Source organism: Brachybacterium sp. AOP29-B2-41, assembly GCF_052378395.1.
In the GTDB taxonomy this organism is placed as follows: Bacteria; Actinomycetota; Actinomycetes; order Actinomycetales; family Dermabacteraceae; genus Brachybacterium.
This window is the reverse complement of the sequence record NZ_JBQSXR010000010.1, coordinates 86,389-101,928: the sequence shown is the minus strand read 5'-3', so window position 1 is coordinate 101,928 and position 15,540 is coordinate 86,389. Positions and strand designations below refer to the sequence as shown.

Genomic DNA, 15,540 nt, shown 5'->3' with positions numbered 1-15,540 from the left:
CTCCGCCTCAGAAGATCAGGCCGGTGACGATCGCCAGCAGCGCGAGGATCTCGGTGAAGGCGACGCCGATCAGCATCGTGGTCTGCAGCTGCGAGCGCATCTCGGGCTGACGAGCCTGAGCCTCAGCGGTCTTGCCGACCAGGATGCCGAGGCCGATGCCCGGGCCGATGGCGGCGAGGCCGTAGCCGATGGTCGCAATGTTGCCGGACACCTCAGCGAGGATCGTGGGCTCCATGGGGGTTTCCTTTCGTTGTGCCGCGTGGGGGCGACGATCAGGTTCTTGGGGGTCAGGCGGGAAAGCACCGCTCGGCGGTGGCCGCGAGGCCGCCCGCCGTGGCGGGGGTCAGTGCTCGTCGGAGGTCGCGAGCTGGATGTACACGGCGGTCAGCATCGTGAAGATGAAGGCCTGCAGTGCGCCGACGAAGATCTCGAAGCCGTAGATGCCGATGGCCATCGCTCCGGCGAAGGGGCTGATCGCGATCAGCCAGTCTCCCGAGAACAGCAGCGCGTGGGTCATGCCGATGAACACGACGATCATCATGTGTCCGGCGACCATGTTCGCGAGCAGTCGGATGGTGAGCGATGCCCAGCGAATCACGACGACCTGCAGCAGCTCGATCGGGATCAGCAGGATGTAGATCGGCCACGGGATGCCGGGGGGCATGGTCTCGGACTTCAGGTAGCCCAGGAAGCCATGCTTCTTGATGCCGGCGCCGACGTAGGTGACGAAGGTCCACAGGGCCAGCAGCAGAGGCAGCCCGATCACCGAGGTGCCGGCGAGGTTCAGGCCGGGGATCACACCGGCCAGGTTCATCGAGAGGATGAAGAAGAACATCGTGATCAGCATCGGGGCGAAACGCTTGCCATCCTTGAGGCCCAGCGTGTTCGCGATGATGTTGTTGTTCACGAAGTCGATCACGAGCTCGACGACGCTCTGGACGCGTCCGGGAACGAGCTTGGCCCGCGAGGCGATGATGCACATGGCGATCAGCACGACGGCGAGGACGATGAGCCGCACCAGCTGGACGCGGTTGAACTCGAACCAGGTCCCCTCGAAGAGGAGCGCCTCCGGGAAGAACTCCCCCAGCGTGGGGATATGGAAGAAGGAGTCCTCTGCATAGAGTGCGGGACTGAGGTCTGCGGTGTTCAGCTCGATCTCCCAGATTCGTTCGACCGTCGAGGACGGCCTGGATGGTCATGCCAGATCGAGTCCACTCGCGGTGCGGCCACCGTGCGTACGGCGATGGACGACGCCATGGCGGCCCGGGTGGTCGATCAGCCCTCGTCTGGTTCACAGTTCTATGCCGTGATCAGCGGTCGAGCGCCTCCGGAAGCATAACAGAGACTCATACTCCGGCAGTGGCCTCGGGCTCCTCCTCGGCGCCCTGATGGGGCTCCACATCCAGGGGCTGGCGGGTGCGGGCCAGCAGCACGGCCTCGACGAGCACCGCCGAGACCGCGCCGACCAGCAGTGCGAGCCCGATCCACGGCGTGGACACACTCGCCAGGTCCTTCACGGCGATCAGGACGAGGATCACAATGAACATCTTGACGGCCCAGCTGCCGAGCACGGTCGCGGCCATCGAGATCGGGGTGAGCCGTTTTCCGAGGAAGGTGATGCCCACTGTCGGCAGCACCATCACGAGGGTGAGCGCCGAGCCGACGAGCGCACCCCAGAGGGCTGCGGGGTCCGGGCGCGTGGCGGCGATGACGACCACGACCGCTGCCAGGAGGACACCCACGGCGAGTGCGATCAGCGTGGCGCGCTGCATGGCCCGGTCGCCAGCGGTGCGGGGCGGCGAGGTCCTGCGGCTGGCCTGCTCGGGAGCGTCGGGGGTCTCAGGGTGAGGGGACATCGGATTCCTTCCGGTGACGGCCGGAGCGCCATCTGAGGGGGTCGAAGGTGAGTAGGACGGCGAACAGCAGACCGATCACCCAGAAGATGACGACCGTGCGCATCGGGAGCACCAGTGGGAGCAGCAGCCCCACCGAGATGACCACGGTCCAGGTGTACATGATCAGCACAGCGGTGCGCTTGCTGTGCCCGAGGCTGAGCAGGCGGTGGTGCAGATGCGCCTTGTCCGCGTGGAAGGGCGACTTGCCGGAGCCGATCCGTCGCACGACCGCGAGGGCGAAGTCCAGGAACGGGACCACCATCACCCCGATCGGGAGCAGGATCGGCAGGAACTGGCCGAAGAAGTCCGCGCCCGAGAGTCTGCCGGGGTCGACCTGGCCGGTCACCGCGATGGTGCTCGCCGCGAGCAGCAGGCCCAGCAGCATCGACCCCGAGTCCCCCATGAAGATGCGGGCGCGGGTGAGGTTATGGGGCAGGAAGCCGAGGCACGCCCCGATCATCACTGCGGTCAGCAGCGCGGCCAGCGAGGAGTAGTCCGTGGCCGAGGAGCTGCGGGTGAGCGTGTAGGCGTAGACGAAGAAGGCGGAGCCGCCGATCGCCATCACTCCGGCGGCAAGGCCGTCGAGGCCGTCCACGAAGTTGACCGCATTCATGCTCACCACCACCACCAGCACGGTGAGGATCAGAGCAGTTCGCCCCGAGAGGACGGTGACGCCGTTGATCGGCAGGGTCACCAGGCTCACGCCCTGCCAGGCCAGCAGCAGCGCCGCCAGCACCTGGCCGGCGAGCTTGGTCACCCAGTCCAGATCCCATTTGTCGTCAGCGGCGCCGAGCAGGCACACGAGGCCTGCTGCGGCGAGGATCGCCCAGGGCTGCCGAGAATCGCGGAAGAGCCCTTCGAGGAAGGGCACGTTGCTCGCGACCAGCATCGCGCAGACCACGGCCACAAGCATCGCGAGGCCGCCGAGCCGGGGCGTGACGGCATCATGCACGTCACGGTCCCGCACCGCTGTCATCGCCCCTGCGCGCCGAGCCAGCAGCCTCACAGCAGGGGTTACCAGGTAGGCGACCGCCGCTGCGAGCAGCAGGAGGAAGAGATAGATCCTCACCCGGGCGTGTTCTCCGCGGGACCATCCTCCGCGCCGCTGTCCCCGGGTGCGGCAGGGGCCTCACCGATCCCGTCCAGCGGAGTCTCGGCGAGCGGCAGCTCGGCACTGGCCGCGGACTGCTCCGGCTCGGAGGGGAGGTCCAGGACGGAGTCGTCCGACGACGCCGGGGGGTTGGCCGGGGGGTTGGGCGGGGTGTTGGGCGGGGTATTGCCGGCCTCGTCTGCATCGCCCGGGGTGATGCCGGCCGACCCCTCATCGGTGGCCTCCAGCTCCCCCGCCGCTGCGGCGTCGGTCGCTGCGGCCTCCTCCCCGGGCTGCTCGGCATCCTCGGGATCCGTCTCCGGCTCCGCCTCGGGCTCGGGCTCGGGGGCGGTGAAGATGTCCCCGACCGCCTCGATGATCCGCTCCTTGCTGATGGCGCCTTCGCGGACGATCTCCGCAGGGGTCACGGTGGTGTCCAGGATGGTGGAGCTCGAGCCGATCCGGGCCGGTCCCCCATCGAGGTAGATCGCCACCGAATCACCGAGCTGGGTCGCCGCGTCCAGGACGCTCTTCGCAGCGGGCTTGCCGTGGCGGTTGGCGCTCGAGACGGCGAGCGGGCCGGTGCGACGCAGCAGCTCGAGCGCCACCTCGTCCTCAGGCATCCGCAACGCCACGGTGCCGCGCGTTTCGCCCAGGTCCCAGGTGAGCGAGGGCTGGGCGGTGAGGATCAGGGTCAGCGCACCGGGCCACAGCTCCTCGGCGAGCTCCTCGACATAGTCGGGGAGGTCCGCGGCCAGTGCCAGCAGCACGGCGTGGTCGCCGATCAGCACCGGCGGCGGGGTGTCCCGGCCGCGGCCCTTGGCCTCGAGCAGCGCTTCGACCGCCTCCGGCGTGAAGGCGTCCGCGCCGATGCCGTAGACGGTGTCCGTCGGCAGGACGATCAGCTCACCTCCGCGGACGGCGTCGACGGCGGCGGCGAGGGCTTCCTCGCGGTTCTCTGGGTTCTGTGTGTCGTGCACGCTCACCGGGACAGTCTCTCACTTCCGAGGTTCGGTGCCCCCTGGGAGCGGCGCGCGATGAGGAAACGGTCGCGGCCGGTCAGGTCGGGGGCGGTGGTCAGCAGGTCGAAGCCGTCGAGCTCGGCGGCGAGGGCGCGGGTCGCTGCGCCCTGGACGTCCGCGTGCTCCATGATCAGCACTCCGCCGGGTCGCAGCAGGCGTCCGGCCCAAGCGATGACCGCTCGCGGCACCTCCAGGCCGTCGTCCCCGCCGCCGAAGAGTGCGCGGTGCGGGTCATGGTCGATGACCTCCACGTCACGGGGCACGGCGTCGGGCAGGATATAGGGAGGGTTGGAGAGGATCGCGTCGAAGGGTGCAGCGGCGACCAGTTCCGGGATCGCCGCTCTGAGGTCCGCCTGCACGACCCGACCACGGCCGGGTCCCGCCAGCTCGAGGTTCTCGGTGCTCAGCGCCGCCGCAGCGGCATCGACCTCGATGGCCAGCACGGCGGCGCCGGGGATCTCGTCGAGCACCGCAGCGCCCAGCGCACCGGAGCCCGAGCAGAGGTCCGCCACCTGGGTGGGAGCATCCGGGAGGTGCTCGCGCAGGAGGTCGAGGGCCAGCTCGGTCTCCGGCCTCGGGATGAAGATTCCGGGACGCACCGTGAGCATCAGTCGGCGGAAAGGCGCGCGCCCGAGGATCAGCTGCAGCGGCTCCCGCCGCTCGCGGCGGAGGGTGAGCCGCTCGAGGTCTGCGGAGAAGTCCGCCGGGAGCTCATCGAGCATCACCAGCGGCTGCTCGGTCCGCGCCGCATGGGCGATCAGTGCCCGGGCATCGACGCTCGGGGAAGGCACCCCGGCCGCTCCGAGCCGCTGGGTGGTCTCGGCCAGTGCAGTGCGCAGCCGGGCGCGCAGGTCTCGGGCGTCCATCAGAGCCGTTCCTCGGGGGTGCCCGCGCGGGCATCGGCCAGGCGGGCGTCCCGCTCGGCGGTCCGGGAAGAGGCGATCAGGTCGTCGAGGTCCCCGGCGAGGACCTGGGAGAGGTTGCCGGCCTTGTACCCGGTGCGGTGATCCGCGACCCGGGATTCGGGGAAGTTGTAGGTGCGGATGCGCTCGCTGCGGTCAACGCTGCGGACCTGCAGGCGGCGGGTCGCCGAGGACTGCGCCTCCTGCTCGGCGCGGCGGGCGTCCAGCAGGCGGGTGCGGAGGATCCGCAGCGCCTGATCGCGGTTCTGCAGCTGGCTCTTCTGGTCCTGGCAGGAGACCACCACTCCAGTGGGCAGGTGGGTGATCCGCACTGCGGAGTCGGTGGTGTTGACGCTCTGCCCGCCCGGGCCGCTCGAGCGGAAGACATCGATGCGGAGGTTCGCGGGGGCCATCGCCTCGGCCAGCAGCTCCGATTCATCGGCCTCGTCCGCTTCGGGCAGCACCAGCACGCCGACGGCGGAGGTATGGATCCGCCCCTGGGACTCCGTGACCGGGACCCGCTGGACGCGGTGCACGCCCGCCTCATGCTTGAGATGCGCGTAGACGCCGTCACCCGGCCCGGTCGCCGTGCGAGCCGTGATCGCGACGGTGACGTCCTTGAGGCCTCCGAGGTCGGACTCCGCGGAGGTCAGCACCTCCAGGCGCCATCCCTTGGACTCGGCATAGGCGCGGTACATGCGCAGCATCTCGGTGGCGAACAGAGCGGACTCCTCGCCGCCCGCTCCTGCCTTGATCTCGAGGATCACGTCGCGTGCGTCGTCGGGATCGCGAGGGGCGAGCAGGTCGTCGAGATGCTCGTGCTCGTGCTCGAGGCGGGCGGCGAGCTGCTCGGCCTCTGCGATCAGCTCCTCGTCCCCGTCCTCCAGGGCGATGAGCTCGCGGGCGGTCGCGAGATCCGCGGCAGTGCTCTCCATCCGCGCGGAGGCGGCGAGCACGCTCTCCAGCTCCGCATAGCGCCGACCGACTCGTCGGGCACGGGCCGGGTCATCATGCAGGGCGGGATCGGCCATCGACTCCTGGAGTCGGGCATGCTCGAGGCGCAGCGGAGCGAGGCGATCTGCAGCGTCTTGCTCGCTCATCGGTGCATCTTCCTCTGCGGCCCGGGCTCCGAACCCTCACATGCGACGACGCCGGTGCACGCCCGCAGGCGCGCACCGGCGTCGGAGACGTCGATCAGTTCTTCTTGCCGTAGCGGGCCTGGAAGCGAGCGACGCGGCCGCCGGTGTCCAGGATCTTCTGCTTGCCGGTGTAGAACGGGTGGCACTCGGAGCAGACCTCGGTGCTGATGGCACCGTTGCTCTTGGTGCTGCGGGTGGTGAACGAGTTACCGCAGGTGCAGGTCACCGTGGTCTCGCCGTAAGCGGGGTGGATATCAGCCTTCATGACTCTCCTTGCTCGGGGTCGCTGGGTCGGCGCCCGGCGGGCACCGTGAACCAGAACCGACGTCACAGTCTGCCACGACCAGCCCCTCCCGGGCGAGGGCTGTGGGTGCGGCGTGCGCAACATCGCGCTGCTCAGGTGGAGGCACGCACCTCCAGGCGGTACGGCACCACCCGGTGGGCGCCCTCCCCCTGCAGCGGGACGGAGCCGTCGAGCATCCCGGCGACGAGCGAGACCGTCTCCCGGGCCACCGCCTCGATGTCGATGCTCAAGGTGGTCAGCTCGGGGGTGACCAGCGAGCCGATCTCGAGGCCGTCGATGCCCACCAGGCGCACCTGGTCCGGCACGGTGATCCCGAGCTCGCGCAGGGCCCGCAGCAGACGGACGGCGAGTTCGTCGTTGAAGGCGACGAGCGTATCGACCCCGTCGGCGAGGACCTCCTCGAGGAGCTCCCTGTGTCCCTCCCTCGCATCCACCTCGCGCACCGGCACCTCACCCTCTGGGACCAGCGGCGAGAGTGCGGCGGCGAGCGCGAGGCAGCGTGAGCGGCCGAGCCCGCCGGTGAGGTCGAGCACCAGGGGTCGGCGAGCACCGGACCGGCCCAGGTGCTCGGCAAGCTCCGCCATGGCGGTGCCCTGCGCCAGCTCGACCACCCCACCCTCATCGAGATGGGAGCGATGAGAATCCAGCTGGACCACCGGCATCCCGCCCCGGCCACGGATGTCGTCGGTGAGCACCCCGTAGCCGACGAGCGCGTCGACCCGTCGCGCCAGATCCCCTGCCACCTGCTGAGGGTTCGGGGCGTTCATCGCCTCGGCGAGCACCACGTTCCAGCCATGGGGTGCGCAGGCGCGGACCACTGCGGCGCCGAGCTCTGCGAAGTACGAGTTCGAGAGATCCTCCACCACCAGGCCGAGAGTGATCGGGCCCTGCTCGACGAGTCCGCGGCCGAACCGCGAGGGCCGGTAGCTCAGCTCCTTCGCGGCCGCGAGCACCCGCTCCCGGGTCCCCGCGCTGATGCCGGGCAGATCGTTCATCGCGCGCGAGACGGTCTGCCGGGAGACCCCGGCCCGCTCGGCGACGTCGACGATCGTGGCCCGGCGTGGCATGCCGCTCATCGTACCGGCGACTTGAGATCCAACCAGGCCATCTCCTCCGTGGTCAGCTCGACGCCCAGTCCCAGGGTGGACGAGCGCATCTCGGCGATGCTGCGGGGGCCGAACAGGGCGAAGGTCGGGAACTTCTGGTGCAGCACGAAGGCCAGCGCGATCGCCGTGGCCGGAACCCCCCGCTCGGCGCCGAGCTGCTCTGCGCGGGCGAGGCGTTCGAAGTTCTCGTCGCTGTAATAGCAGCGCACCAGCTCTGCATCCGAGCGGTCCTCCGGATGGGCGCGGCCGGTGAAGAAGCCGCGTGCCTGCGAGGACCACGGCAGCAGGGCGATGCCGCGCTCCTCGAACCAGGCCTTGGACTCGGGGTCGGTGGCGTGGACGCAGCCTGCCCACGGCACGTCCAGCGCCTCGGCGAGGCCGAAGTGGTTGGAGACGCCGACGAACCCGGTGCGTCCGTTGGCACGGGCGTACTCGTTGGCCTCGTCCACGCGGGCCGGGGTCCAGTTGGATCCGCCGTAGGCGTGGATCCGGCCGGCGCGCAGGTGCTCGTCCATCGCGTCCACGAACTCCCCGACGGGGATCTCGGGATTGTCGCGGTGCATCATGTAGAGGTCCGCATAGTCCGTGCCCTGACGCTCGAGGGACTCCTCGAGCTGGCGCGTGATCGACTCCGGGTCGCAGTGAGGGGTGTGCGCTCCCTTCGTGATCACGACGACGTCCTCGCGGACCCCGCGGTTGCGCACCCACTGGCCGAAGAGCTTCTCGATGTATCCGCCGCCGTAGATGTAGGCGGTGTCGAAGGTCGTTCCGCCGATCTCGTAGAAGGCGTCGAACATCGCCGATGCCTGGGGCAGGGTCATCTGGTTGTCACAGCCCATCACCAGGCGGGAGATCTGCTTCTCGATCCCCGGGATGCTGCCGTAGGTCATGGCCGGGCCCGTCTGGGCCGAGCCGTGCTCGATCGGGCGTCCGGTGAGGGTCGGGATATCCGCGTCCTCCGCTTCGAAGGGGTACTGCAGCCCGATCTGCTCGCGCCAGGAGTCCAGCGCCCGTGCCTGGCCTAGCGAGTTGTCCGCGGTGAGCTCGGGGACCTCTCCTGCTCCGCGTGCTGCCGCGGCGAGCGCATCGGCCTCGAGGGCATATGGAGCGGCGGCCGGCACCTCGATCCGCTGCGGCTGCTCCCCGACCACGTCGAGCTCGATCACCGTCGGCTCCTGGCCGAGAGCCCAGGGATCGGACAGCCGGATCACGCCGCGGGAGCCCGTGATGGTCGCGGACTGCGGATCGGCCAGACGCACCCCGGTGCGCAGGCTCGCGGTGATGTCGCCGGGCAGTGTGAGCTCGGCGGTGGCCCATTCGTCCACCCCCGTCTGGCCGATGGTCCCGTGGCCGGTGACGGTGAGCGGATCGGCGAAGGCTCGGCCCTGTGCGGCTCCGGCGACGAAACGGGCCAGGGACATCGGGTAGCAGCCCACGTCGAGGATGCCGCCTCCGGCGATGGCCGGGTCGAACAGGCGCCCGCTGCGGCCGCCGGTGTCGAAGGCGAAGGACGCATCGACATGGGCGACATCGCCGATCGCGCCCTCGGCGACGAGGTCGAGCACGCGCTGGGTCTGGGGGTGGAAGCGGTACATGTATGCCTCCAGCAGCACCCGGCCGGTGCGTGCGGCCAGATCGAGGAGGGCCATCGAGGTGGCGGCGTTCGGGGTGAGCGGCTTCTCGCACAGCACGTGCTTGCCCGCTTCCAGGGCCATCGCGGCCAGCCGGGCGTGACCGGTATGCACGGTCGAGATGTACACGGCATCGACCTGTTCGGAGGCGAGCACCTCGGCGTAGTCACCGATCAGCGCGGGCTCCGCGAGGGGGAACTCGTCGGCGAAGCTCTGCGCCCGCTCCTTGGAGCTGCTGCCGACGGCGACCAGGACACCGTCCTGGGAGGCGGGCAGCTGGGAGGCGAAGCGACGAGCGATCGAGCCGGGGCCAAGAACAGCCCAGCGGAAAGGGGAGGAATCGCGATGCATGGAGGGGTTCATCCTTCTGAAGGGGTCCGACACTGGACGTGAACGTTCACGAGGGATCACGCTATCCCCTCTTCCCCGTCCTCACAAGCGTTGCCGGGAAGCAGGCCCGGAAGCTCCCGGCCGCAGACGCCGCAGGGCCTGCCCACCATGGTCGGTGGGCAGGCCCTGCGGCGTCTGCGACCTGCGCAGTGACGGGTGACGCCGGGTCAGTCGCCGCTGCGCCCGTTCACGCTCGGGGTGTTCTTCTGGACCGTCATGAGGAACTCGGTGTTCGACTGAGTCTTCTTGACCCGCTCCATGAGTATCTCGAGCGCCTGCTGCTGCTCGAGCGAGCCCAGGACACGACGGAGCTTCCACATGATGGCCAGCTCCTCCTTGCCCATCAGCGCCTCCTCGCGGCGGGTGCCGGAGGCGTTGACATCCACTGCCGGGAAGATGCGCTTGTCCGCCAGATGGCGGGACAGTCGCAGCTCCATGTTGCCGGTGCCCTTGAACTCCTCGAAGATGACCTCGTCCATCTTGGAGCCGGTCTCCACCAGGGCCGAGGCCAGGATGGTCAGCGAGCCGCCGTGCTCGATGTTCCGCGCCGCGCCGAAGAATCGCTTCGGCGGGTACAGCGCCGAGGCGTCCACACCACCGGAGAGGATGCGGCCGGAGGCCGGGGCGGCGAGGTTGTACGCGCGGGACAGGCGGGTGAGCGAGTCCAGCAGCACGACCACGTCGCGGCCCATCTCCACCAGGCGCTTGGCGCGCTCGATGGCGAGCTCGGCCACGATCGTATGATCCGAGGCAGGGCGGTCGAAGGTGGAGGCGATGACCTCCCCCTTGACGGTGCGCTGCATGTCGGTGACCTCTTCGGGACGCTCGTCGACGAGCACAACCATGAGGTGGACCTCAGGGTTGTTGGTCGTGATGGCGTTCGCGATCTGCTGCATGATGATCGTCTTGCCGGCCTTCGGGGGCGCGACGATGAGTCCACGCTGGCCCTTGCCGACGGGCGAGACCAGATCGATCAGCCGGGGAGCGACGCTCTTGGGATCGGTCTCCAGTCGCAGCCGCTCGTCCGGGTACAGCGGAGTGAGCTTGCTGAAGTCCACCCTCTGGCGCGCACGCTCAGGAGGCATCCCGTTGATGGTGTCGACCTGCACCAGCGCCGCGTACTTGCTCTGGTTCCCGCCACCGCCGCCGCTCTTGCCGCGGCGGTTCCGGCCACCGCCATGGTGCTGCTGCGGCTGCTCGACATAGTGGTCCTCGCCGTCGCGCGGCGCCTTGACCTGCCCGGTGATCGCATCGCCCTTGCGCAGACCTGCGCGCTTGACCTGATTCATCGTCACGTACACGTCGCTCGCACCGGGCAGGTAGCCGGTGGTGCGCACGTAGGCGTTGTTGTCGCGGATGTCCAGGATGCCGGCGATCGACATCAGCTCATCGCCGTCGCGGGAGTCACCGCCGTCCTGCTGGCCGCCCTGGGTCGACGAGCCGCCCTGGCTCCGCTGGCCGCCCTGGTGGTGCTGGCCCTGCTGACCGCCCTGGCCACCCTGACCACCCTGGCTGCCCTGACCGTCCTGCTCGTTCGCAGCGCCACGGCCGCGACGCTTTCGGTCGCGGGAACGGTTCCGGCTGCGGGACCGACCGCGACGGTCGTCGTCGTAGTCATCCCCGCCCTGGCGATCGTCATCCTGCTCGCCGGAGCGATCCGGCAGCTCGATGTCTTCGAGCCGGCGGCGCTGGTTGCCACCCTGCTGGTTGCCACCCTGCTGGCCGCCGCCCTGCTGGCCGCCGCTCTGCTGAGTGCTGTCCTGCTGGCCGCCGCCCTGCTGGTTGCCGCTGCGCGAACCGCGCTGCTGGTCGCGTCCACCACGCTGCTGACCGCCGCTTTCGCGGCCGTCGTCCTGCTGGCTGCGATCCTGCTGGCCGCGGTCCTGCTGGCTGCGGTCCTCGTGACGTTCTGCAGCGTCCTCTGCACGCTCGTCCTGCTGCCCGCGCGAGGCGGAGCTGCTCGGCAGCTCGATGCCCAGTGCAGGGGCGCCCTCGTCCTGTCGTGCGGCAGCCTGGCTGCCGCGACGGGAACGGGACCGGCTGCGGGTGCCCTGTTCGGCCCGGTCATCGCCGGACTCGCCCAGCGGGTTCTGCTGAGCCTGTTCGGCGGGAGCCTCGCTCCGCGCCGGAGCTGCCTGCTGGGCGGGGGCCTCTGCGGCAGGGGCGGCAGCGGCGGGCGCTGCGGCGGAAGCGGGTGCTGCTGAGGTCGATCCACCCCCGCGGATCGCGTCGATCAATTCGCTCTTGCGCAGCCGACGAGCGCCCTTGATGCCGCGCTCGGCGGCCATGGCCTGCAGTTCGGGAAGCTTCTTCGCCGCAAGGTCTGCGCCGGAAGTGGTGTCGTTCACCCGGGTTCCTTCCTGTCGAGCCGTTCTCGCCGGCTCTGTTCTGGTCTGGATGCCGCGCAACGCCGGGAGCTCTCGGGCTCCGGGTGCTGCAGCGACTGGTCCGAGCAGGGTTGTTCCCCCAGGATGCAAGGCATCTGTGGTCGGCCTGCCGGTGTGGTTCTGGGTGCGTCAGCGGAGGTGCACGGACCTGCGGGGCACATCATGAAGGGTGCGCGAGGACCGTGCGAAGCACTGATCAGGGGACACATCGAGGCGCGGAGTTCTGCGCACAGCATCCACCGGGGATCTGCTGCAGGGTTCAGCGCCGTGCGATATCGCCTGGACGCAGGCTCAACCTACCACAGGGGCGGAAGGGATCTCTCGCAGCCGCACCTCAGCGATCCGCCAGGCTTCGGGGTCCGTGACGAAGCGACGCACCAAGGGGGCGAGCTCTCTGCGATGTCCCGACAGCACCAGCACCGAAGGGCCCGCGCCGGAGACCACTGCAGGGTGGCCCTCACGGCGCAGCACCTTCATCAGCTCAATGCTCTCGGGCATACCTGCGGAGCGCTGCTCCTGGTGGAGGCGGTCCTCCGTCGCGTCCAGCAGCAGCTCGGGAGCGCCGCTGAGCGCGTGCACGAGCAGCGCGGCACGGGAGGCGTTGTGGACGGCATCCTGGTGAGGGACGTGCTCGGGGAGCAGACCGCGGGCCTGATCGGTGGAGAGCGTCGTGCGCGGCAGCAGCACCACAGGGTGCAGCACTCCTTCAGCACAGGCCAGGGACACTGCGCGGGCCGTGTCGCCGTGCATCCAGGAGAGCACCACGCCACCCAGGAGCGCCGGGGCGGCATTGTCGGGATGCCCCTCGAACTCAGTGGCCAGCTGCAGGACAGCCTGGTCATCCAGAGCCTGCGGATCAGAGATCATCCCCCGCGCGAGCAGCAGGCCGGCGATCGTCGCCGCGGCGCTCGAGCCCAGGCCACGGCCATGCGGGATCCGGTTCAGCGCGCGCAACCGCAGTCCGGTCTGGGGAGCACCGGCATGATCCAGACCGCGGCGCAGAGCACGCACGACCAGATGGTCCTCCCCTGCGGGGACCGCACCGGCGCCCTCTCCCTCGACCTCGATCTCGATCGAACCGGTGGTCGCCTCGACCGTCAGCTCGTCACAGAGGTCCAGCGCGAGCCCCAGGGTGTCGAAACCGGGCCCGAGGTTCGCGGAGGTCGCGGGGACCTGCACGGACACTCGCGTGTTCTGGATCCTCACAGGCCGATGGCCTCCGCTGCGGCGGCGATGTCGACCGGCACGACGGTCGGCGTCAGGTCGTGCTGGGTCAGGGCGGTGTCGGTGTCCTTGAGTCCGTTGCCGGTGACCGTGATCGCGATCGTCGCCCCGGCCGGGACCAGCCCTCGCTCGGCCTGCTGCAGCAGGCCGGCGACGCCGGCCGCAGAAGCTGGCTCGACGAAGATACCGACCTCGCCGGCGAGGAGCTTCTGCGCATCGAGGATCTGCTGGTCGGTGACGGCATCGATGAGACCACCGGAATCGTCGCGCGCGGTCACGGCGAGGTCCCACGAGGCCGGCGCGCCGATCCGGATCGCGGTGGCGATCGTCTCGGGGTCGCTGATCGGGTGGCCCGCCACGAACGGTGCGGAGCCGGCGGCCTGGAAACCCCACATCTGCGGCAGCGACTGCGTGATGCCTGCCTCGCGGTACTCGCGATAGCCCATCCAGTAGGCGGAGATGTTCCCCGCGTTGCCGACCGGGAGGATGTGGATGTCCGGAGCCCTGCCCAGGGCATCGCCGACCTCGAAAGCGGCGGTCTTCTGGCCCTGGAGCCGATAGGGGTTCACGGAGTTCACGAGCTCGATCGGATGCTCTGCGTCCAGCTTGCGGGCGATCTCGAGGCAGTCGTCGAAGTTGCCGTCGACCTGGATGAGCTTGGCACCGTGGACCACTGCCTGGGCCAGCTTGCCAGCAGCGATCTTGCCCTGCGGCAGGAGCACCGCACAGGTCAGGCCCGCGGCGGTGGCGTAGGCGGCGGCCGACGCGCTGGTGTTCCCGGTGGAGGCGCACACGACAGCGGTCGCACCGTCGTTCAGCGCCTTCGTCATCGCGGAGACCATTCCCCGGTCTTTGAAGGAGCCCGTCGGGTTCATCCCCTCGACCTTGATGTGCACGTCCGCGCCCACGGTCTTCGACAGGGTGGGCGCGTGCAGCAGCGGGGTGCCTCCCTCCCCGAGGGTCAGCAGGGTGTCGTTCGCGGTGAACGGGAGGTGCTCGAGATATTCGGCGAGGACGCCGCGCCACTGGTGTGCCATTGGGTCATTCTCCTTCGATGCGCAGGACGGAATCGATGCTGAGCACCGTGGCAGTGGAGGAGAACACATCCAGAGAGGCGGTCATCGCGGACTCGAGCGCACGATGGGTGCTGATGCCGATGTGGGCACGGGCCTGCTCCCCCTCCTCTCCGCGTTCGTCCAGCAGCTCCTGGTGGATGGTCGAGATCGAGATCCCGTAGCCCGAGAGGGTGCCGGCGATCTCAGCGAGCACACCGGGGCGGTCCTGCACGGTCAGGGAGACGTAGAACGCACTGCGCAACTCCTCGAGCGGGATCGACTCGAGCTCGGCGTAGCGGGACTCCCGCGGTCCCACTCCCCCATGGACCCGGGCGCGGGCAGCGGAGACGACGTCGCCGAGAATCGCGGAGGCGGTCGGTGCACCGCCTGCACCCTGTCCGTAGAACATCAGGGAGCCGGCGGCCTCTGCCTCGATGAACACCGCGTTGTACGCCTCGGAGACCGAGGCCAGGGGGTGGTGGTCGGGGATCAGTGCCGGGTAGACACGGGCTGAGATCCGCTCGCCGCCCTCCTCCTCGATCCGCTCGACGATCGAGAGCAGCTTGATGGTGCGTCCCATGCGGGCGGCTGCGGTGATGTCCTGCGCGGAGACGGCGGTGATGCCCTCGCAGTGCACGTCCGCGAGCCGGACCCGGCTGTGGAAGGCGAGCGAGGCGAGGATGGACGCCTTCGCCGCCGCGTCGTGGCCCTCGACGTCCGCCGTCGGATCAGCTTCCGCATAGCCGAGCTCCTGGGCGTCGGCCAGGGCGTCCTCGAAGCTCGCCCCGGTGCGCGTCATGGCGTCGAGGATGAAGTTGGTGGTGCCGTTGACGATCCCGAGCACGCGCTGGATGCGGTCCCCCGCGAGGGACTCGCGCACCGGGCGCACCAGCGGGATCGCGCCGGCGACCGCTGCTTCGAAGTAGAGGTCCACGCCATGGGCGTCGGCCGCTTCGTAGAGCGAGGCACCGTCCTGGGCCAGCAGCGCCTTGTTGGCGGTCACCACGCTGGCTCCGTGGATCATCGCGTCCAGCAGCAGCGTGCGGGCCGGCTCGATGCCGCCCATCACCTCGACCACCAGATCCGCCTCCCGCACCAAGCGGGTCGCGTCGTCGGTGAGGAGGGCCGCGGGCACGTGCTCTCCGCGGTCCCGGCCGAGATCGCGCACGGCGACGCCGATCACCTCGAGCCGAGCCCCGATCCGGTGGGTGAACTCGCTGCCCTGCTGGGAGAGCAGGCGCAGCACCTCAGAGCCGACGGTCCCGGCGCCGAGGACGGCGACTCGGAGCGTCGGCAGATCCGGGGACACCGGGCTGCCTGAATGGTGCAATGACATCTGCGAGGTGGTCCTTCCACGGGGTCCGACGGATCGGCGGAGGCGGGCCCCCGCACTGT

The 15,540-nt window shown here is 69.7% G+C and carries 14 protein-coding genes; all 14 read right to left on the bottom strand.

Going from position 1 to position 15,540, the window contains the following annotated elements:
- Positions 1-7: 7 nt before the first annotated feature.
- The 14 genes from atpE to ACT3T9_RS11185 all read right to left on the bottom strand — a co-directional run bounded on the left by atpE (position 8) and on the right by ACT3T9_RS11185 (position 15,481).
- Positions 8-235, bottom strand: a complete 228-nt coding sequence (gene atpE, locus ACT3T9_RS11250) for an ATP synthase F0 subunit C (RefSeq protein ID WP_087485484.1) — start codon at positions 233-235, stop codon at positions 8-10.
- Between the two features lie 108 nt (positions 236-343).
- Entirely contained in the window at positions 344-1,087 is a 744-nt protein-coding gene (gene atpB, locus ACT3T9_RS11245) for a F0F1 ATP synthase subunit A (protein WP_441444813.1), read from the bottom strand.
- Positions 1,088-1,346: 259 nt separating this feature from the next.
- The gene (locus ACT3T9_RS11240) at positions 1,347-1,856 is read right to left on the bottom strand and encodes a hypothetical protein (RefSeq protein WP_441444776.1); all 510 of its coding nucleotides are present in this window, start codon (positions 1,854-1,856) and stop codon (positions 1,347-1,349) included.
- On the bottom strand, positions 1,840-2,964 hold the full coding sequence (locus ACT3T9_RS11235; protein ID WP_441444775.1) for an MraY family glycosyltransferase: 1,125 nt from the start codon (positions 2,962-2,964) through the stop codon (positions 1,840-1,842). Before ACT3T9_RS11235 ends, ACT3T9_RS11240 begins: the two co-directional genes overlap by 17 nt.
- Positions 2,961-3,971: an L-threonylcarbamoyladenylate synthase gene (locus ACT3T9_RS11230; protein WP_441444774.1), complete on the bottom strand. Its 1,011-nt coding sequence runs from the start codon at positions 3,969-3,971 to the stop codon at positions 2,961-2,963. The genes ACT3T9_RS11235 and ACT3T9_RS11230 overlap by 4 nt, the downstream gene beginning before the upstream one ends.
- The gene (locus ACT3T9_RS11225; protein WP_444606627.1) at positions 3,968-4,873 is read right to left on the bottom strand and encodes a N5-glutamine methyltransferase family protein; all 906 of its coding nucleotides are present in this window, start codon (positions 4,871-4,873) and stop codon (positions 3,968-3,970) included. The genes ACT3T9_RS11230 and ACT3T9_RS11225 overlap by 4 nt, the downstream gene beginning before the upstream one ends.
- On the bottom strand, positions 4,873-6,009 hold the full coding sequence (gene prfA, locus ACT3T9_RS11220; protein ID WP_441444772.1) for a peptide chain release factor 1: 1,137 nt from the start codon (positions 6,007-6,009) through the stop codon (positions 4,873-4,875). Before prfA ends, ACT3T9_RS11225 begins: the two co-directional genes overlap by 1 nt.
- Positions 6,010-6,103: 94 nt before the next feature.
- A complete protein-coding gene (gene rpmE / locus ACT3T9_RS11215) occupies positions 6,104-6,313 on the bottom strand; it encodes a 50S ribosomal protein L31 (RefSeq protein WP_345079107.1) in 210 nt (69 codons plus the stop codon).
- A 131-nt stretch (positions 6,314-6,444) separates the two neighbouring features.
- Positions 6,445-7,419 (bottom strand): LacI family DNA-binding transcriptional regulator, encoded by a 975-nt coding sequence (locus ACT3T9_RS11210; protein WP_441444771.1) that lies wholly within the window; start codon positions 7,417-7,419, stop codon positions 6,445-6,447.
- 5 nt (positions 7,420-7,424) lie between these two features.
- Complete coding sequence (locus tag ACT3T9_RS11205; RefSeq protein WP_444606626.1) at positions 7,425-9,440, bottom strand: aldo/keto reductase; 2,016 nt, start codon at positions 9,438-9,440, stop codon at positions 7,425-7,427.
- Between the two features lie 206 nt (positions 9,441-9,646).
- Positions 9,647-11,827, bottom strand: coding sequence for a transcription termination factor Rho (rho, locus tag ACT3T9_RS11200; RefSeq protein ID WP_444606625.1), 2,181 nt, complete (start codon positions 11,825-11,827; stop codon positions 9,647-9,649).
- Positions 11,828-12,157: 330 nt separating this feature from the next.
- Complete coding sequence (gene thrB / locus ACT3T9_RS11195; RefSeq protein ID WP_444606624.1) at positions 12,158-13,072, bottom strand: homoserine kinase; 915 nt, start codon at positions 13,070-13,072, stop codon at positions 12,158-12,160.
- Positions 13,069-14,127 (bottom strand): threonine synthase, encoded by a 1,059-nt coding sequence (thrC, locus tag ACT3T9_RS11190; protein WP_441446077.1) that lies wholly within the window; start codon positions 14,125-14,127, stop codon positions 13,069-13,071. The genes thrB and thrC overlap by 4 nt, the downstream gene beginning before the upstream one ends.
- Before the next feature lie 4 nt (positions 14,128-14,131).
- Positions 14,132-15,481: a homoserine dehydrogenase gene (locus ACT3T9_RS11185; protein ID WP_441446078.1), complete on the bottom strand. Its 1,350-nt coding sequence runs from the start codon at positions 15,479-15,481 to the stop codon at positions 14,132-14,134.
- Positions 15,482-15,540: the final 59 nt, after the last annotated feature.